Origin of the sequence: Janthinobacterium sp. FW305-129 (assembly GCF_020858115.1) — a bacterium.
GTDB lineage: Bacteria > Pseudomonadota > Gammaproteobacteria > Burkholderiales > Burkholderiaceae_D > Janthinobacterium.
On record NZ_JACYMM010000004.1, the window covers coordinates 23,370 to 40,225 of the forward strand.

Genomic DNA, 16,856 nt, shown 5'->3' on the forward strand with positions numbered 1-16,856 from the left:
GCCATGGCCGCAGCCGTGTTGCTGGCCGCCTGCGCGGCGCCCGAGTTCAAGCAGCCGCAGATCGAGACGCCGGCTGCGTTCAAGGAAGCGCAAACGCCGGCCGTGCAGACGGCGGCGGACGGCACGCGCTGGAAGCAGGGCGTGCCAGCCGAGCGCCAGGCGCGCGGCGAGTGGTGGCTGGCCTTCAATGATCCGGCCTTGACTAGCCTGATTAATGAGGCCACGCAGGCGAATGCCAACCTGGCGGTGGCCGCCGCCCGCGTCAAGCAGGCGAGGGCCATTGCCGGCATCGCCGAAGCGGACCGCATCCCGCAAGTGGGCGTGAACGTGGGCGGCCAGCGCAACCGCGCTTCCGCCGTGTCGCTCGGCTTGCCGAACGGCGCGCCGGTGGCGGCGACCAACGTCTACCAGGCCAGCCTGACGGCCAGCTACGAAGTCGACCTGTTCGGCCGGGTGGCATCGAATGTCAGCGCCTCGCGCAGCGATGCGCTGGCCGTGGAAGCGACTTACCGCTCGGTGCTGCTGTCGCTGCAGGCTGACGTGGCGCAAACCTACTTCCAGCTGCGCGCCACGGACGCCGAGCTGGCGACCCTGGAACAGACGGTGCGCCTGCGCGAGGAAAGCGTGCATGTGAACCAGCGCCGCTACGATCTGGGCGACATCGGCGAATTCGATCTGTCGCGTGCCCGCACGGAGCTGTCGACCGTGCGCGCCGAAGCCATCGGCCTGCAGCGCCAGCGCGCCACCGGCGAGCATGCGCTGGCCGTCCTGCTGGGCAAACCGGCCGCCAGCTTCACGGCGGGCGTCAACCCGCTGCAGGACAGCGGCTTTCTGCCCGTGATCCCGGCCGGCATGCCATCGTCCTTGCTGGAGCGCCGTCCCGACATCGCGTCGGCGCAGCGCACCATGGAAGCGTCGAATGCGCGCATCGGCGTGGCGAAATCGGCCATGTTCCCCGCCTTGAGCCTGAACGCTTCCGGCGGCGGCGCGTCCGACACCTTCTCGGATATCTTCAAGTGGAGCAGCCGCTCCTGGCTGCTGGGCGCCCTGATGTCGATGCCCATCATCGACGGCGGCCGCAACAAGGCTGCCGTGACGCGCAGCGAAGCGCAGCTGGAAGAATCGGTGGCCACGTATCGCCAGAGCGTGCTGGTGGCCTTCGCCGAGGTGGAAGACAACCTGGCCGGCCTGCGCATCCTGTCGGGCCAGACGCAGCAGATCGACGAAGCCGTCGTGTCGGCGCGCCGCTCGGCCGACCTGGCGCAAAAGCTGTACGACGCGGGCCGTTCCAGCTACCTGGACCTGCTCGACGCGCAGCGCAACCTGGCGGCCATCGAGCGCAACGCCGTGCAATTGCGCGGCAACCGCGCCGTCACCACGGTGGCGCTGATCCGCGCCCTGGGCGGCGGCTGGGGCGAGACGGAGCCGCAGGTCGCGGCCAACTGATTTCCGGCACCGCGGGCTGGCATTCCCGGCCCGCGGAGAGGAAAACATCATGAAAACGGCGTCGTGCATCTGCACGGCGCCGTTTTTTTTGTTGAAACCAGTTGAATCCGTTTGCGGACAGGCCGCGTAAATACTCGTGCAATCACGCAAATGCAGTCATCCAGGAGATATCACCATGCGCACCATCGTTCCCGCAGCTCTTTTCATCACCTCCATGCTGGCCGCCAGCGCCCCTTTTGCCGCCGACATGAGCACCATGGTGGGCGGCCAGAGCATGTATCCGAGCAAGGACATCGTCGACAACGCCGTCAATTCGGCCGACCACACGACCCTGGTCGCCGCCGTCAAGGCGGCCGGGCTGGTCGACACCCTGAAAGGCAAGGGGCCGTTTACCGTGTTCGCGCCGACGAATGCGGCGTTTGGCAAGCTGCCGGCCGGCACCGTCGAGACCCTGGTCAAGCCGGAAAGCAAGGCGACCCTGACGAAAATCCTCACCTACCACGTGGTGCCGGGCAAATACGACTTCAAGGCGCTGGCCAAGGAAATCAAGATGCATGACGGTAAAGCCACCTTGCCCACGGCCAGCGGGGGCAAGCTGATGTTCGCCATGAACGGCATGCACAACATCGTCGTGATGGATGAGGGCGGCAACAGCGCCAACATCAGCACCTATGATGTATATCAATCGAATGGCGTGATCAATGTCATCGACACGGTGCTGATGCCAAAATAAATGGACGAAAAAAAAGACAGGGGAAACCCTGTCTTTTTGTTGTTGCGGCCTCGATTACTTGGCTGGCGCTGCTGCCGGTGCGGAAGCTGCCGGCGTGGCTGGAACTGCCTTCTCTCCAGTAGCCGCTTTCTTCGCCTTGTGATGCTTGGCTTTCTTGTGCGTCGCTGGCTTGACGGCGGCGGCTGGCGCTTCGGCTTTGGCTGCAGGTGCAACGGCTGCGGCGGAAGCTGCTGGAGCGGCCGGCGCTGCCGGCGCTGCTGGCGCTGCTGGCGTCTGTGCGAAAGCGGCGGTGGCGAACAGGGTGGCGATCAGGGTGGCAATAACTTTTTTCATGATGAGATCCTTGGTGTTTTTTCGGGTGAGTGCAGTGTGAAGAAATTACTTGGCTGGTGCCGCTTCGGCGGTGGCCGATGCCAGTTTCGCATCTGCTTTGGCTTTGGTTTTTTTCGCCGTGTGATGCGCCTTGGCCTTGGTAGCGGCAGCTTCCGTCTTGGCGCTGGCCACTTCCGTTTTCGCGGCGACGACGGCTTTCGCTTCTTTCGCGTCCGCTTTCACGACGGCTTGCGCTTCCTTGGCGTCGGCTTTCACGACGGCCTTGGTGTGGGCCGCTTCCACTTTGGCGGGCGCTGCTGGCGCTGCGGGCGTCTGGGCAAAGGCAGCGGTAGCGAACAGGCCGGCGATCAGGGTAGCAATTGCTTTTTTCATGGTGCAGTCCTCAGTGGTGGTTTGTCTGGCGTGCCGGGATGATTCCCGTGTCACTGAGCATAAAACGCGCCCCCGGACGCTGGCGTTGACGCTCATTACAAACGCTTACAACTACCGCGTATCCGCCTTCAGGATGTCTTCCGAACGGCGTTGTCCGTAACCCTTGCCGTAGGCGCTGGAAGCGATGCTCACGAGCATACGGCGCGCCGGTATCACATAGATCTTGTTGCCGCCATTGCCCGGGGCGAAGTGCACGTCAATCTGCTGTCCCCCGATGTCCTGCGTCTTCGCGTACGAGAAGTAGCCGTAGCTGTCGGCGTCGCGGTCCACGGCGCCGATGGCCGGAGTGCCAGTGTCGCTCAAGTGCGCCGCTATGTCGCGCGCAAGCTGGCCTGTTCGATGACGTTCGCATGAAGGCGCGCCATGCAAAAAGGACAGCCGAAGCTGTCCCTGGTATTGCGGGCGAAACAGCCGCGCAAGCGCAGACCCGGCGGACGCGCTCGCGTGGCGACTGCCGCGATTACTTCGCTGGTGCTGGTGCCGCCGGAACGGCTTCTGCCGCTTTCGCTGCGTCCGCTTTCACTTTGGCTTTGCTTGCCTTGTGATGGGCCTTGGCCTTGGTGGCTTTCGCATCGGCCTTGGCGCTGGCGACGTCGGCTTTCGCGTCGGCGGCGGCGACCGCTTCTTTCGCATCGGCTTTCACGACGGCCTTGGTTTCCTTGGCTTCCGCTTTTGCTACGGCTTTCGTGTGGGCCGCTTCCGCCTTGGCGGGTACCGATGCTGCCGGAGCGGCAGGGGTTTGCGCGAAGGCGGCGGTAGCGAACAGGCTGGCGACGAGGGTGGCGATGACTTTTTTCATTTTATTTTCCTGGCGAGTGGTAAGTGATGGTGTGTCGGTGATTACTTGGCTGCTGCTGGCGCTGGCGCCGGTGCGGCGGCGGTGGCCGAAGCCAGCTTTTCGTCAGCCTTGGCTTTGGTGTGCTTGGCTTTGTGATGGGCCTTGGCCTTGGTGGCGGCCGCTTCCGTTTTAGCGCTGGCGACGTCCGTTTTCGCGGCGACGACGGCTTTCGCTTCTTTCGCGTCCGCTTTCACGACGGCTTGCGCTTCCTTGGCATCGGCTTTCACGACGGCCTTGGCGTGGGCCGCTTCCACTTTGGCGGGCGCTGCTGGCGCTGCTGGGGTCTGGGCAAAGGCTGCGGTGGCGAACAGGCCGGCGATCAGGGTAGCAATTACTTTTTTCATGGTGCAGTCCTCAGTGGTGGTTTGTCTGGTATGTCTGTTGGTGCCGGGATGATTCCCGTGTCACTGAGCATAAAACGCGCCCCGGAAGCTTACCGTTGACCTCGTTTACACTTTCTTACAATCAGGTGTTTTATCGGCTGTTGCTGCGTGATGCGGGCATGAAAACGAAAAAAGACAGCCGAAGCTGTCTTTTTGTGCGGCGCGGAAAACGCGCGGAGCCGATTATTTGGCTGCTGCTGCGGTCGCTTCAGTTTTGGCTTCGTCAGCCTTGGCCTTGGCTTTTTTCGCTTTGTGATGGGCTTTGGCCTTGGTGGCTTTGGCATCAGCCTTGGCGCTGGCGACATCGGCTTTGGCGTCTGCAGCGACGGCGGCTTCTTTCGCATCGGCTTTCACGACGGCCTTGGTTTCTTTGGCTTCTGCTTTAGCCACTTCCTTGGTGTGCTTGGCTTCGGCCTTGGCCGGCGCTGCTGGTGCTGGGGTTTGAGCAAAGGCTGCGGTAGCGAACAAGCCGGCGATCAGAGTAGCGACAATGTTGACAGTGCGTTTTTTCATGATGCAGTTCCTCGAGAAGTGGGGTTGTAGTTCAGGAGATCAATCCCCTGTCACTGAGCCAAAAACGCGCCGTGCGGCAATTGCGTTGACAGGATTTTCGTCAATTACAAACACTTACATTTGCCCGGACAGGCACTCTGTTAGCTGGCGTACCGCACCCCAGCCCCTGGCGGACTAGACTCGATGCCATCGTCACCGCATGGGTCCGCCATGAAAGCCGCCCTGAAAACCTATCAAGCCAAGCGCAATTTCGCCGTCACGCCCGAGCCCGCGGAGGGCGGCGAGGAAGCGGGCGACGGGCTCTCCTTCGTGATCCAGAAGCACTGGGCCAGCCGCTTGCACTACGATTTTCGCCTGGAACTCGATGGCACGCTGAAAAGCTGGGCCGTGCCGAAAGGGCCCAGCTACGACCCGCGCGACAAGCGCATGGCCGTGCAGGTGGAAGACCACCCCATTGCCTACGCCAGCTTTGAAGGCACGATCCCCGAAAAACAGTATGGCGCGGGCAAGGTCATCATCTGGGACAAGGGCACGTGGCAGCCGCAGGCGACCACGCCCGATGCGCGCGCCGCGCTGGCTGCCGGCGAGCTGAAATTCACCCTCTATGGCCACAAGATGCATGGAAACTGGGTGCTGGTGCGCATGCGGGGCAAGGATGAAAAGCAGCCGGCCTGGCTGCTTATCAAGGAAAAAGACGCGTTTGCCCGGCCGGCCGTCGCATTTTCCGTCGTCGACGAGTTCCCCGCCAGCGTCAAGCACCAGGCCCTGCCCGCGCGCAAGGCGGCTGCCGCACCGCCCGATGCCGCTTTGCCCAGCACCCTGTCGCCGCAGCTCGCCACGCTCGTCGATGCGCCGCCGCCGGACGCGCAAGACTGGATTTTCGAGGCGAAATTCGACGGCTACCGCATCCTTGCGCGTTGCGATGGCGAACGGGTCAGCCTGATGACGCGCAATGGCAACGACTGGACGGCCAAGCTGCCGCAACTGCTGCAGGCGCTGGAACAGCTGGGCTTGCCGCCTGGCTGGTATGACGGCGAAATCGTCGTCAACGACGCCGGCGGCCAGCCGGATTTTGGCGCCTTGCAGCGCGCATTCGACGCGGACAGCACCAGCGCGATCGTGTATTACCTGTTCGACGTGCCGTATTTCGATGGCCATGACTTGCGCGGCCAGCCCGTCGAGGCGCGCAGGGCCTTGCTGCAAGGGCTGCTGCAGCGCTTGCCAACTTCTCCCCAGGTGCGCTTCAGCGCGGCGCTCGATGCTGCGCCGCAGCAACTGCTGGCCCACGCCTGCCGTCTGGGGCTGGAAGGCGTGATTGGCAAGCGGCGCGGTTCGCCCTACGTCACGCGGCGTTCCGGCGACTGGATCAAGCTCAAATGCGGGCTGCGCCAGGAATTCGTCATCGGCGGCTATACGGCGCCGCAAGGCGCGCGCGAAGGCATCGGGTCGCTGCTGCTGGGCGTGCACGATGACCAGGGAAAACTGCGCTATGCGGGCAACGTGGGCAGCGGCTTTGACGATGCGGCCTTGCGCGACTTGCGGCAGCGTCTCGGGGCGCTCACCGTTGATACGAGTCCGTTTGAAGGCCAGGCGGGCGGCGTGCGCCGGCCCATCTGGGTCAAGCCGCAGCTGGTGGCCGAAGTGAGCTTCGCGCAATGGACCAGCGGCGGCGCCGTGCGCCATGCCGTGTTTCACGGCTTGCGCCAGGACAAACAGCCGGCCGCCATCGTGCGGGAGCGGCCACAGCGAAGCGATCGGACCAGGGAGAAGAGCATGCACAAGCACGATGAGGCGGCGGACAGCGTCCTGCCGGCCAGTTTCAAGGTCAGCCACGCGGACAGGGTGATCGACCGGGACAGCGGCGCCACGAAGATCGACCTGGTGCGCTATTACGCGCTGGTGGGCAAGCTGATGCTCGTGCATTTGCGGGGGCGCCCCGTGTCGCTGGTGCGCGCGCCGGCCGGCGTGGGCGGAGAATTGTTTTTCCAGAAGCATGCGGACACGTCCACCATGCCCGGCGTCAAACAGCTCGATCCCGGCCTCGATCCCGAGCATGCGCCCATGCTGGAAGTGGGCAGCGTACAGGGCTTGCTGTCGGCGGCGCAGTGGAATGTGGTGGAATTTCACACGCAAAACGCGCTGGCCAGCGCCTACGACACGCCGAACCGCCTGGTGTTCGACCTGGACCCGGGCAAGGGCGTGGCCTGGCCCGCCATCCGCGAGGCGGCCGTGCTGCTGCGCGCCTTCCTGACGGAGCTGGGCTTGCCCGCCTGGCTGAAAACCAGCGGCGGCAAGGGCTTGCACGTGGTCGTGCCGATCCGCCCGAAACACGACTGGGATACGGTCAAGGCGTTTTCGCAAGCCATCGTGGCGCACATGGCGCAGCTCATTCCCCAGCGTTTTGTGCTGAAAAGCGGGCCGGCTAACCGGGTCGGCAAGATTTTCATCGATTATCTGCGCAATGGGCGGGGCGCCACCACCGTATGCGCGTGGTCGGCCCGCACGCGCTCGGGGCTGGGCATTTCCGTGCCGCTGGCCTGGGAGGAACTCGACCAGCTGAAGGCGGGCGATCAGTGGACTGTCGGCAACGTCCACAGCCGCCTCGACGTGGGCAATGCGCCCTGGGCTGGCTATGCGCGCAGCGCCAGGGCCATCGATGGGGCCATGCAAAAGCTCGGTTTCAGTCCGCCGGCTTGAACGGCAGGGTGGCGCGCGCCAGCTGCAGCGCTTCGTCGATGGCGGCGTTAAGCTGGGGAATCTCGACGGGTTTGGTCAGGTAGCGGAAAAAGCCCGCGGCCAGGCCGTGCCGGATGTCGCCCTTCATGGCATTGGCCGTCAGCGCGATGACGGGGATGTGCGCCGTGCGCGGATCGTTGCGCAGGATGCGCTGTGCCTGGTTGCCATTCATGCCGGGCAGGTTGATGTCCATCAAAATGACGTCGGGGCGGCGTTCCAGCGCCAGCGCGATGCCCTGGCGCGCGTCGGTGGCCGAGATCATGCGCAGATGGGGCAGGAAGCTGACGATGTCTTCCACCAGCCGCAGGCTGGCCGGATTGTCTTCCACGTACAGCAGCAGGGCCTGGCCGCTGGCATCGTCCCCGGCTCCGCCGGCAGGCTCGGCCAGCCCCTCCGTGTCCAGCGGCATGCTCTCTGGCGGCGCGGCCATGGTGTCGAGTTCGATCCAGAACACGCTGCCCTCGCCAAGGCAGCTGTGCACGCCCATGCGTCCGCCCATCAGTTCGACCAGGCGCTTGGTGACGACCAGGCCGATGCCCGTGCCTTCTTCGCTGCCGGCCTCCTGTCCCAGGCGGTTAAACGGCTGGAACAGTTCGGCCATCTGCGCGTCGTCCAGGCCCTTGCCCGTGTCGCGGATGGCGATGCGCACGCACAGTGCATCGGGCTGCGAGATTTCCAGCTCCACCTTGCCGGCCGGGCGGTTGTACTTGATGGCGTTCGACAGCAGGTTCAGCAGCACTTGCTTGAGGCGCGTATGGTCGGCCCTGAGCGTCAGCGCTTCGCAGGCTGGAAAGATCAGGTGGATCTGGCGCTGCTGCGCCTGTTCTTCCACCATCACGCGCACTTCCTCGATCAGCGCGGGCAGCGTCACCGCTTCCATCGACAGGCTCAGGCTGCCTGATTCGATCTTCGCCAGGTCGAGGATTTCATTGATCAGGGTGAGCAAATGGCGGCCCGAGGTGACGATGTTTTGCACGAAGGTGCGTTTTTGCAGCACGGTCGCGGGCAGGGATTCGTTGGCCAGCAGCTGGGCAAAGCCGAGGATGGCGTTCAGCGGCGTGCGCAGTTCGTGCGACATGCTGGTGAGGAAACGGTCCTTCGCCTGGCTGGCCCGCTCGAGTTCGACTTTCTGTTCGTTGAGCGTGCGTTCGATGCGCTTGCGCTCGGAGATGTCGCGGATGGCCGACGAAACGAGCACGCCTTCGTCCGTTTCCAGCGGCGACAGGCTGATTTCGACGGGAAACTCGGTGCCGTCGCGGCGCAAGCCGTACAGTTCCAGGCCCGCACCCATGGAGCGGGCCCGCGGCGCCGTGGAAAATGCATGGCGGTGGCGCGGATGGTCGTGCGCGTAGCGGGCCGGGATCAGCACTTCCACATTGCGCCCGAGCAACTCCGCGCGCGAGTAGCCGAACAGGCGTTCCGTCTGCGAGTTGACGAGCACGATCTCGCCGTCGCCGTTGACGATGACGATGGCGTCCGGCGCCGATTCGAGCAGGCCGCGGAACTTCTGTTCGGCCCGGCGGCGGTCGCTGACGTCGCGGATGGCGCTGATGACGAAGGTGCCGATCTCCGTCTGGATGGGCGACAGGCTGATTTCGACGGGGAACTCGACGTTGTCCTTGCGCAAACCCAGCAATTCCAGGTCGGCGCCCATGGTGCGCGTGCGCGGCTGGTCGAAATAGCGCGCGCGGTGCGCCACGTGCGAATGGCGCAGGCGTTGCGGCAGCAGGCTATCGATTTGCCTGCCGTTCAATTCGCCTTCCGCGTAGCCGAACAGGCGCTGTGCCTGCTGGTTGGCCAGCACGATGGCGCCCGTGGCATTGACCATGATGACGCTGTCCGGCGTCGATTCGAACAGCACGCGGTAGCGCACCTCGACGAACTGGGCGTCGCGCGCCGCCTTCAGCAAGGTCGTGTCCTTCATGGTGGAAATCAGGTAGCGGGGGCCGTCCGCCCCGGCCTGTGCGGTCTGGCATGCCACATCGACGTGGATAAGTTCGCCATCCTTGCGCCGCCGCAGCGATTCGCGGTCATAGCTGCCGTGCAGGGTCAGCTGTTCGTCGATCAGCAGGGCCGCTTCGGCTTGTCCCGGCAGCGAGATCAGCTCCCACAGCGTGCGTCCCAGCGCCTCGTCGCTGGCATAGCCGAAAATGCGCTGGGCACCCACCGTCCAGCGCACGACGGCATGCTCTTCGTTCGTGATGACGACGCCGCCAGGGGCGCCGCTGAGGATAAGCTGATCTAACTCGGCATCCATTTTTTTCCGCACGCGAGACAGGGCTTGCCGGCTGGCAGGCCTGTGCATAACGTAGCGAGAAGCTTGATCAAAGTCAATGCATTTATAGTCTTGACTATTCTCGGTGGCGTGGGGCGTGCCTCAGGCCGCCTTGCGCCTGGCGGACGCCGTTTTGCGGGCGGCGGACGAGGCAGGACGCTTGCGGGCCGGCGCGGCGGGCGCCTTCTTGCCCAGGCTTTGCTGCAGCAGGGCGACCAGGTCGATCACGTTGCTGCCGTGCTCTTCTTCCGGCGTGGGCGCGGGCGCGGTGATGGTCTTGGTCTGTTTCGCCTTGATTTTCTTCTTGACCAGCGCCAGCACGTCTTCGCGGTAGCTGTCGTGGTATTGCTCCGGTTCCCACGCTTCGCTCATGCCTTCCACCAGGGACAGGGCCATCTTGAGTTCCTTGTCGGAAATACCCGCCGCCTTCAGGGTGTTGCCGGGTAAGTCCAGGTCGTCCGTGGGGCGGAGCTCATCGGCGTAGCGCAAGGTGTTGAGCACGATGGCGTCGCCGACGCAGACGAGCGCGCACAGATGCTGCTTGGTGCGCATGACTACGCTGGCGATAGCCACTTTATTGGCCTTGCGCAAGGTTTCGCGCAGCAGCGCATAGACTTTCTCGCCGCCCTTGGCGGGCAGCACGTAATACGGGTGCGCGTAAAAGGTCAGCGGCACCTCGGCCGCGTCGACAAAGGTGTCTATGTCGATGGTTTGCGTGGCCTTGACGTTCGCCTGCCTTAAATCCTCGTCGGACAGCACCACGTATTCGTCCGTCTTGTATTCATAGCCCTTGACGATGTCGTCCCACTCGACTTCCTCACCCGTCTGCTTGTTGTAGCGCTTGTAGCCGATGGGCGCGAAGTCGCGCCGGTCCAGCATGGACAAGTCCAGTTCATGGTCGAGACTGGCTGAAATCAGCTCGACGGGGATGTGCACGAGGCCGAAGCTGATGGCGCCTTTCCACAGTGCGCGCGCCATCGCTTATGCTCCCACGCTGCCGGTGACGGGCAGGACGATGCCCGTGATGTAGCTGGAACAGGCGGGCGAGGCTAAAAAGACGTAGGCGGGCGACAGTTCCTCTGGCTGGGCCGGACGGCGCATGTCCGTGTCGGCGCCGAATTGCCGGATTTCTTCCGGCGTCTTGTCGGCCGGATTGAGCGGCGTCCAGACGGGCCCCGGGGCGATGGCGTTGACGCGGATGCCCTTGTCGAGCAGGTTGCCGGCCAGCGCCATGGTAAACGCATGGATGGCACCCTTGGTGGTGGAATAGTCGAGCAGGTGTTTCGAGCCCTGCAAGCCCGTCACGGAACCCGTGTTGATGATGGCCGCGCCCCGCTGCAAATGGGGCAGCACGGCCTTGGCCATGTGAAAGTAGCCGTACACATTGGTTTTCATGGTCAGGTCGAAGCGTTCCTCGCTCAGGTCGAGCAGCGATTCCGCGTGTTCCTGGAAGGCGGAGTTGTTGACCAGCACGTCGATGTGCGTGAAACGTTCCAGCACCTGGCTGACGGCTTGCTGGCAAAAGCCCTGGTCGCGCACGTCGCCGGCAATCAACAGGCAGCTCTGGCCTTCCGCTTCCACGTAGCGCTTGGTTTCGTTGGCGTCCGCGTGTTCGTTCAGATAAATGATGGCGACATCGGCCCCTTCGCGCGCGTACAGCACGGCCACGGCGCGGCCGATGCCCGAATCGCCGCCCGTGATGACGGCCACCATGCCGGCCAGCTTGCCGCTGCCGCAATAGTCGGGCGCCAGGAAGCGCGGTTTCAATGCCATCTGCGCTTCGATGCCTGGCTTGTCCAGGTGCTGGGCGGGCAGGGGCGGGGCCGGCTGGCCGCGCTGGCCCGTCTGCACGGGCTGCCTGCTTTCCTGGCCTGGCTTGCCGGCATCACGTCCATCCTGCTCCTGCTGGACGGCGCGCTGCAAGTTACCGGCGGACTGGTCCTTGTTCTCGTTCATGCTGGCCTCCCTGGAAACGAAGATCCAGTATCGGCGCGGCGCCCCCATCAAACGGTGCGCTTGCTAACAGAGTGGCGCAAACAGGCGCAAAGTTATATGATGATTGACATAAATATTGGAGGGCAGCATGAAAGTGAGCAGGGAACAGGCGGCGCTGAACCGCGAACGCATCGTCGAAACGGCGGCCAGGTTGTTCCGCGAAAAGGGCTATGACGGCATCGGCGTGGCCGACCTGATGAAGAACGCGGGTCTCACGCATGGCGGCTTCTATGGCCATTTTGCGTCCAAGGAAGACTTGATGATCGAAGCGTGCCAGCATGCCTTGAATAAGTCGCTGGAAGGCTGGCGGGCGAAGGTGGCCAGCGACCCGCAGCGGGCGTTGCCGGCCATTGTCGACAGCTACCTGAGCACCCGCCACCGCGACCAGCCCGGCGGCGGCTGCCCGGCGGCGGCCATGGGCGTCGATGTGGCGCGCATGTCGCCCGGCGCGCGTCCCGCGTTCACGCAAGCCACGCGGCAGCAGTTCGCCTTGCTGCAGGGCTTGCTGCCCGACGGCGCCCCGGATGGTACGCAGGAGCGGCAGCGCCAGCAGGCGATCACCACGTTTTCCGCCATGGTGGGCGCCATGGTGCTGGCACGCGCAATCGATGACGAGGCGCTGTCGGCGGAAATCCTCGACGCCGTGAAGGCGCAATTGCTGCCAGACTGAGCACTTCCCCCTGTCAGCCGGCCTCGTCGCATGATAGGCTTCGGTTTTCAGATTTTGGGATTTCATCATGCTGCTCTGGCTCAGGCAATACCGGCGTCCTCTGTTGGCCGGGGACATCACTGCCGGTATCGTTGTCGCCATGATGATGGTGCCGCAAGGCATGGCCTACGCGCTGGTGGCCGGCTTGCCGCCCGTGGTGGGCATCTACGCCAGCATCTTGCCGCCCGTGCTGTATGCCTTGTTCGGCAGCAGCATGACGCAATCGGTGGGCCCGATGGCCATCGTTTCGCTGATGACGGCCGCGGCCCTGGCGCCGCTGGCCGACCCCGGTTCCTCGCTGTACATCGTGCTGGCCGCCCAGCTGGCCTTCATCAGCGGCCTCGTCCTGCTGCTGTGCGGCGTGCTGCGCCTGGGCTTCATGGCCAGCTTTTTGTCGCGCCCCGTGATCAGCGGTTTCAGCAATGGCGCCGCCATCCTGATCATCTGGGGCCAGATCACGCCCCTGCTGGGCGCAACGCTTCCCCACTGGCATACGCCCAGCCTCGTGCTGGGGCTGTCCGGCCTGCTGTTCCTGTGGCTGGCCAAGCGCTATGCTTCGCGGCTGTTGCAGCGCTGCGGCTTGAATAAAGTCGCCGCCGACGTGGGCGCGCGCCTGGCGCCGATGGCGCTGGTGCTGGCCGGCATCGCCCTCGTCGCCTATGGCGGCCTGGAAGCGATGGGCGTGCAGACGACGGGCCACGTGCCCAGCGGCTTGCCGGGCCTGAACCTGGCCACGTCTGGCGCCCATTGGCGCACCCTGCTGTCGCCGGCGCTGCTGATCGCCTTCATCGTCTTCCTGATGAGCATGTCCGCGGCCCAGACCCTGGCGCAAAAGCGCGGTGAAAAACTGCACACGAACCGGGAACTGCTGGGCCTGGGCGCGGCCAACGTGGCCAGCGCGCTGTCGGGCGGCTTTCCCGTGACCGGTTCCATTTCCCGCTCGGCCGTCAATTTCCAGGCGGGCGCGAACACGCCGCTGGCCAGCATCATCACGGCGGGCTTGCTGGCGCTGGCGCTGGTGGCGCCCACGGGCTGGCTGGCCCTGCTGCCGCTGCCCGTGCTGGCGGCCACCATCATCTTTGCCGTCAGCAGCCTGCTGGACTGGGATACCCTGAAATTGTCGTGGCGCTACGACCGCAGCGATGCGCTGGCCCTGCTGGCGACGACGGCCGGCGTGCTGGTGCTGGGCGTGGAAGCGGGCGTCGTGATCGGCGTGCTGCTGTCGATGGGGACCTTGATCTGGCGCGCCAGCCGCCCGCATATCGCCGTGCTGGGCCGTATCCCGAATAGCGAGCACTTCCGCAACGTGGAGCGCTACGAGGCGCAAACCCTGCCCGACGTCTTGCTGCTGCGCATTGATGCTGGCCTGTTCTTCGGCAATGTGGAAGCCGTCACGGAGCGCGTGGAAGACGAACTGCGCGGCCACCCGACGGCGCGCCACCTGGTGCTGGTCTTGTCGGCCGTCAACCAGATCGACAGCACGGCCTTGCTGGGCTTGATCGAACTCAACAGCACACTGGCCAAGCGCGGCATCAGCCTGAACCTGGCCGAAGTGAAGGGGCCCGTGATGGACCGTTTGCGCCAGAGCAGTTTATTGCAAGACCTGAGCGGCAAGCTGTACCTGAGCACGGCGCTGGCGATGAACGATTTGAGCGGAAGCAAAACATGACGATGGAATTGAACTTGCATGGCGAGGCGCGCGCCGTTGACAATATCCTTGCGCTGGAACAAATGCTGCAGGAAGCGCGCGCGCTGGCCCAGTGCGAACTGTGGCTGACCATGGCGAGCGATGCGGAGCAGGGCCCGGCCCTGTGCATGCTGCGCAATGGCGGCAACGCCTGGCTGATGTACCTGTCGGGACAGGATGACCTGAGTTTTCACTCGCTGGGCGATGAGGAGGCGGACGGCGTTTGCAGCTATCTGCTGTCGAACGGCCAGGTGGACGAGTATCCGGAAGCGTGGTGCATTGATCTGGAACAATGCCAGCGCGCCTTCGTCGCGTTCTTCAAGACAGGCGGCGCGCGGCCGGCCGCCATCGCCTGGGAGGCGGATTGATATGGCGCACACCATCATCGCTGACATCGACAGGGAATTGCTAGCCGCGCTCGATGCCAGGGCAGGGCTATTGACGCTGCGCGCCATCCTGCTACGCTACCACGCCAGCGGCGTGACGGCGGAACAAGTGGCCGGTTTGCTGCAGGAATTGCGCGCGTCTGCGCAGGACGGCGCGCAGGAGGGGCCGCTGGAAGACGTGATACTGGACGCCCTCGACATCGTGACGGGCTGGTGCGCGCCGCAGCTGCGGGTATGGGACGAGGCAGGGGAAAACCGTGCATCCTGAAAAGCTCAAGCAGGTGATGGGCCTGCCGTCCGCCGAACGCCATGCTTACTTTGTGCGCAAGGTAGCCGATACGCAAGAGGTGTGGGGCTTGCACCACGACGGCTGGGCCACGGCGCAAGCCCATGGACAGGTGGCGATCCCATTCTGGCCGGAAGCGGCGTTCGCGCAAGCGTGCGCCGGCGGCGAGTGGGAACATTTCCAGCCGCGCGCCATCGCGCTCGGCGATTTTTTGACCAGGTGGCTGCCCGGCATGGCGGGCAACTTGCAGCTGGCGTCCGTCTTTCCCGTGCCGCAAGGAGCGGGCGCCATCGCGGTGCCTGGCGATTTACTGAGGGATTTGCAGCATGAATCAGAACAATATGAGTGAACGCAAGGATCGCCTGGATGCCTGGTACGACGGCTCGGCCATCTGCCTGATCGCCGTCGGCGCGCAGGGCGACCCGCTGGACCTGGGCGACGACGAAGTGCGCGCCCTGATCGCGAAGCTGCAGCAATGCCTGGCCGAGTCCGAGGCAGGCACTGTGCCTGACTGAAGGTTCAGGCGGGCGTCAACTCCTTTTCCATCGCCACGCTGGCCAGGCTGATGCCGCTGGGATGCGCATACGCTTCTGCGCGCAAGGCAACAAAACCGGCGGCCTGGTAAAACGGTTCCGCATTGAGCGAGGCGGACAGGTGCAGGCGCGCGATGCCGCGCCCGCGCGCCAGCTGCTCCAGCGCCGCCAGCAGGCGCTTGCCGATACCGAGTCCCCCGCAGGCGGGATCGACGAACACGGCATCGACTTCCTGCTCGTCCGCATCGAGCATCGCATAGCCGGCAATGGCCCCGTCCTGCATGGCGACGATGCCGCCACCGGCAGCCAGCATGGCCGCATACGATGCCGGCACGGGCGTAGCTGTCCAAACAGTTATTTGCTCCGGCGCATAATGCGTGGCGCAGCTGACGCGCACGGCCACCGTGCGCAGGGCCCACAGGGCATCGATATCGGAGGGCAGGGCGGGGCGCAGGGTGATGGGCATGGCGGCTTTCCGGGCAAAAGGAGCATGCTAGCGCAATGGCTGGCACGGCGCCAGCATGAGTTTGTCAATCGTCACTGCGCCGGCTTGTCCGGATCGATGTAATACGAACCCGGCGGCGCACCCGGCACCTTCACCCGGAACTTCAGGCCGGACAGCAGCTTGTCCCACAAGGCGATGGCCTCTTCGTCGGTCAGCGACGCCGCGTCGGCGGCGCCGACCATGTTGTGGGCGACTTTGGTGTACATCTTGACTTCCAGCACAGATGGATTTGCGATGTCTTTCGGTTTGCCTACCAATGCCCATTCAAAATCATGTACTCCATCAGGGCGCAGGATGAGTGACTCTTCCCCCTTCCAATGCTGAACGTCCCGCTTCCCTTCGCGTAACAAGTTCCGCTTGGGATAAGTCGCCCCCTGTATGTCTTTTGCACTCTGTATGCGGTTGAGCAAGGATAATTCGCCACGCAGGCGCTTCTCAAATTCTTCTGAAGAGTAATCGCCGTATGCATCCTTGTTGGAACTCACCGAAAAAGTTATATCAGGAATACTTGGGAAATGAATTCCGACGTTATCAATCTCTTGCTCTTTATATAAACTTTCTGCTAGGAAGCCATGTTCGAAGCAAACGCCAGGATCTGAAGGAATTTCCTCCGTATCACGCAACCGTATGTTTTTTGCGAGAAGCAGTTGTCGACGAGCAATTTCTTCTTCTCGTTCACCGATATCCACATCTACAGCATCTCCAGCAATAAATGTAAAATCTCCTTTTGTAATATAAGTTCTAAAAAATAGAAATTTCATTTCCTTTGCATGAATGCTGTTGTAATAGCGTAATTGCCAACTATTTTCAATTGGGCCTTCAAGGTTGTATGTGATTTCTGCGCTCTTGTTTTTTTTAAGAATTTCTTCTATGTCTTTTTCTATTTTAAAATGCAAATTATTTGTTGTTATTTTTTTCGCGTCAATAGTATTGCTTCCAATAATAAGTTTCGATTCGACTGGAACTTCCAAGGCATAGCGGCCGAAACATAATAATTTAGTTTTTAAAAACATTTTTTCCAATCGACCATTCAATTTCGTTTTTTCAGGCATAATTTCCTCCTTAA

The 16,856-nt window shown here is 63.3% G+C and carries 20 protein-coding genes; 9 read left to right on the forward strand and 11 right to left on the reverse strand.

The window, feature by feature from the left end; genetic code table 11:
* Positions 1-3: 3 nt before the first annotated feature.
* On the forward strand, positions 4-1,446 hold the full coding sequence (locus IGS61_RS09085) for an efflux transporter outer membrane subunit (protein ID WP_230539633.1): 1,443 nt from the start codon (positions 4-6) through the stop codon (positions 1,444-1,446).
* Positions 1,447-1,621: 175 nt separating this feature from the next.
* Positions 1,622-2,179, forward strand: coding sequence for a fasciclin domain-containing protein (locus tag IGS61_RS09090; protein WP_230539297.1), 558 nt, complete (start codon positions 1,622-1,624; stop codon positions 2,177-2,179).
* Between the two features lie 54 nt (positions 2,180-2,233).
* Here the strand turns inward: IGS61_RS09090 and IGS61_RS09095 are convergent, their stop codons facing one another.
* From IGS61_RS09095 to IGS61_RS09120, 6 genes are all read right to left on the reverse strand, one after another.
* Entirely contained in the window at positions 2,234-2,512 is a 279-nt protein-coding gene (locus IGS61_RS09095; RefSeq protein WP_230539298.1) for a hypothetical protein, read from the reverse strand.
* Positions 2,513-2,557: 45 nt separating this feature from the next.
* Positions 2,558-2,884: a hypothetical protein gene (locus tag IGS61_RS09100; protein ID WP_230539299.1), complete on the reverse strand. Its 327-nt coding sequence runs from the start codon at positions 2,882-2,884 to the stop codon at positions 2,558-2,560.
* Between the two features lie 111 nt (positions 2,885-2,995).
* Entirely contained in the window at positions 2,996-3,247 is a 252-nt protein-coding gene (locus tag IGS61_RS09105) for a hypothetical protein (protein ID WP_230539300.1), read from the reverse strand.
* 157 nt (positions 3,248-3,404) lie between these two features.
* Positions 3,405-3,743, reverse strand: coding sequence for a hypothetical protein (locus tag IGS61_RS09110; RefSeq protein WP_230539301.1), 339 nt, complete (start codon positions 3,741-3,743; stop codon positions 3,405-3,407).
* 41 nt (positions 3,744-3,784) lie between these two features.
* Positions 3,785-4,126 (reverse strand): hypothetical protein, encoded by a 342-nt coding sequence (locus IGS61_RS09115; protein WP_230539302.1) that lies wholly within the window; start codon positions 4,124-4,126, stop codon positions 3,785-3,787.
* A gap of 222 nt (positions 4,127-4,348) precedes the next feature.
* Positions 4,349-4,678, reverse strand: a complete 330-nt coding sequence (locus IGS61_RS09120) for a hypothetical protein (protein ID WP_230539303.1) — start codon at positions 4,676-4,678, stop codon at positions 4,349-4,351.
* Positions 4,679-4,888: 210 nt separating this feature from the next.
* Here IGS61_RS09120 and ligD point away from each other — a divergent pair, with 210 nt between their 5' ends.
* Positions 4,889-7,375, forward strand: coding sequence for a DNA ligase D (ligD, locus tag IGS61_RS09125; protein WP_230539304.1), 2,487 nt, complete (start codon positions 4,889-4,891; stop codon positions 7,373-7,375).
* On the opposite strand, the gene IGS61_RS09130 is transcribed toward ligD, so the two are convergent.
* The 3 genes from IGS61_RS09130 to IGS61_RS09140 form a co-directional block, all read right to left on the reverse strand.
* Positions 7,359-9,671 carry a PAS domain S-box protein gene (locus tag IGS61_RS09130; protein ID WP_230539305.1) on the reverse strand — a complete coding sequence of 771 codons (2,313 nt, stop codon included), beginning with the start codon at positions 9,669-9,671 and terminating at the stop codon, positions 7,359-7,361. The two genes, ligD and IGS61_RS09130, sit on opposite strands and share 17 nt — an antisense overlap.
* A 120-nt stretch (positions 9,672-9,791) precedes the next feature.
* Positions 9,792-10,667, reverse strand: a complete 876-nt coding sequence (ku, locus tag IGS61_RS09135) for a non-homologous end joining protein Ku (RefSeq protein ID WP_230539306.1) — start codon at positions 10,665-10,667, stop codon at positions 9,792-9,794.
* 3 nt (positions 10,668-10,670) lie between these two features.
* Positions 10,671-11,645, reverse strand: coding sequence for an SDR family oxidoreductase (locus tag IGS61_RS09140; protein WP_230539307.1), 975 nt, complete (start codon positions 11,643-11,645; stop codon positions 10,671-10,673).
* 127 nt (positions 11,646-11,772) lie between these two features.
* Between IGS61_RS09140 and IGS61_RS09145 the strand changes: the two genes are divergently transcribed.
* From IGS61_RS09145 to IGS61_RS09170, 6 genes are all read left to right on the forward strand, one after another.
* The gene (locus IGS61_RS09145; RefSeq protein ID WP_230539308.1) at positions 11,773-12,354 is read left to right on the forward strand and encodes a TetR/AcrR family transcriptional regulator; all 582 of its coding nucleotides are present in this window, start codon (positions 11,773-11,775) and stop codon (positions 12,352-12,354) included.
* A gap of 67 nt (positions 12,355-12,421) precedes the next feature.
* Entirely contained in the window at positions 12,422-14,062 is a 1,641-nt protein-coding gene (locus IGS61_RS09150; RefSeq protein WP_230539309.1) for a SulP family inorganic anion transporter, read from the forward strand.
* A complete protein-coding gene (locus tag IGS61_RS09155) occupies positions 14,059-14,448 on the forward strand; it encodes an Imm1 family immunity protein (RefSeq protein WP_230539310.1) in 390 nt (129 codons plus the stop codon). The genes IGS61_RS09150 and IGS61_RS09155 overlap by 4 nt, the downstream gene beginning before the upstream one ends.
* A gap of 1 nt (position 14,449) precedes the next feature.
* The gene (locus tag IGS61_RS09160) at positions 14,450-14,734 is read left to right on the forward strand and encodes a hypothetical protein (RefSeq protein WP_230539311.1); all 285 of its coding nucleotides are present in this window, start codon (positions 14,450-14,452) and stop codon (positions 14,732-14,734) included.
* Positions 14,724-15,101 (forward strand): DUF2750 domain-containing protein, encoded by a 378-nt coding sequence (locus IGS61_RS09165; RefSeq protein WP_230539312.1) that lies wholly within the window; start codon positions 14,724-14,726, stop codon positions 15,099-15,101. Before IGS61_RS09160 ends, IGS61_RS09165 begins: the two co-directional genes overlap by 11 nt.
* The gene (locus IGS61_RS09170; protein ID WP_230539313.1) at positions 15,079-15,267 is read left to right on the forward strand and encodes a hypothetical protein; all 189 of its coding nucleotides are present in this window, start codon (positions 15,079-15,081) and stop codon (positions 15,265-15,267) included. Before IGS61_RS09165 ends, IGS61_RS09170 begins: the two co-directional genes overlap by 23 nt.
* A 4-nt stretch (positions 15,268-15,271) precedes the next feature.
* Here IGS61_RS09170 and IGS61_RS09175 read toward each other — a convergent pair whose 3' ends face one another.
* The gene (locus IGS61_RS09175) at positions 15,272-15,751 is read right to left on the reverse strand and encodes a GNAT family N-acetyltransferase (protein ID WP_230539314.1); all 480 of its coding nucleotides are present in this window, start codon (positions 15,749-15,751) and stop codon (positions 15,272-15,274) included.
* A 71-nt stretch (positions 15,752-15,822) separates the two neighbouring features.
* Complete coding sequence (locus tag IGS61_RS09180) at positions 15,823-16,842, reverse strand: T6SS immunity protein Tli4 family protein (protein WP_230539315.1); 1,020 nt, start codon at positions 16,840-16,842, stop codon at positions 15,823-15,825.
* Positions 16,843-16,856: the final 14 nt, after the last annotated feature.

Bases quoted from the DNA above. Each gene is read 5' to 3' on its own strand.
- IGS61_RS09085 (WP_230539633.1), top strand. From the start codon at position 4: ATGGCCGCAGCCGTGTTGCTGGCCGCCTGCGCGGCGCCCGAGTTCAAG.
- IGS61_RS09090 (WP_230539297.1), top strand. From the start codon at position 1,622: ATGCGCACCATCGTTCCCGCAGCTCTTTTCATCACCTCCATGCTGGCC.
- IGS61_RS09095 (WP_230539298.1), bottom strand. From the start codon at position 2,512: ATGAAAAAAGTTATTGCCACCCTGATCGCCACCCTGTTCGCCACCGCC.
- IGS61_RS09100 (WP_230539299.1), bottom strand. From the start codon at position 2,884: ATGAAAAAAGCAATTGCTACCCTGATCGCCGGCCTGTTCGCTACCGCT.
- IGS61_RS09110 (WP_230539301.1), bottom strand. From the start codon at position 3,743: ATGAAAAAAGTCATCGCCACCCTCGTCGCCAGCCTGTTCGCTACCGCC.
- IGS61_RS09115 (WP_230539302.1), bottom strand. From the start codon at position 4,126: ATGAAAAAAGTAATTGCTACCCTGATCGCCGGCCTGTTCGCCACCGCA.
- IGS61_RS09120 (WP_230539303.1), bottom strand. From the start codon at position 4,678: ATGAAAAAACGCACTGTCAACATTGTCGCTACTCTGATCGCCGGCTTG.
- ligD (WP_230539304.1), top strand. From the start codon at position 4,889: ATGAAAGCCGCCCTGAAAACCTATCAAGCCAAGCGCAATTTCGCCGTC.
- IGS61_RS09130 (WP_230539305.1), bottom strand. From the start codon at position 9,671: ATGGATGCCGAGTTAGATCAGCTTATCCTCAGCGGCGCCCCTGGCGGC.
- ku (WP_230539306.1), bottom strand. From the start codon at position 10,667: ATGGCGCGCGCACTGTGGAAAGGCGCCATCAGCTTCGGCCTCGTGCAC.
- IGS61_RS09140 (WP_230539307.1), bottom strand. From the start codon at position 11,645: ATGAACGAGAACAAGGACCAGTCCGCCGGTAACTTGCAGCGCGCCGTC.
- IGS61_RS09145 (WP_230539308.1), top strand. From the start codon at position 11,773: ATGAAAGTGAGCAGGGAACAGGCGGCGCTGAACCGCGAACGCATCGTC.
- IGS61_RS09150 (WP_230539309.1), top strand. From the start codon at position 12,422: ATGCTGCTCTGGCTCAGGCAATACCGGCGTCCTCTGTTGGCCGGGGAC.
- IGS61_RS09155 (WP_230539310.1), top strand. From the start codon at position 14,059: ATGACGATGGAATTGAACTTGCATGGCGAGGCGCGCGCCGTTGACAAT.
- IGS61_RS09160 (WP_230539311.1), top strand. From the start codon at position 14,450: ATGGCGCACACCATCATCGCTGACATCGACAGGGAATTGCTAGCCGCG.
- IGS61_RS09170 (WP_230539313.1), top strand. From the start codon at position 15,079: ATGAATCAGAACAATATGAGTGAACGCAAGGATCGCCTGGATGCCTGG.
- IGS61_RS09175 (WP_230539314.1), bottom strand. From the start codon at position 15,751: ATGCCCATCACCCTGCGCCCCGCCCTGCCCTCCGATATCGATGCCCTG.
- IGS61_RS09180 (WP_230539315.1), bottom strand. From the start codon at position 16,842: ATGCCTGAAAAAACGAAATTGAATGGTCGATTGGAAAAAATGTTTTTA.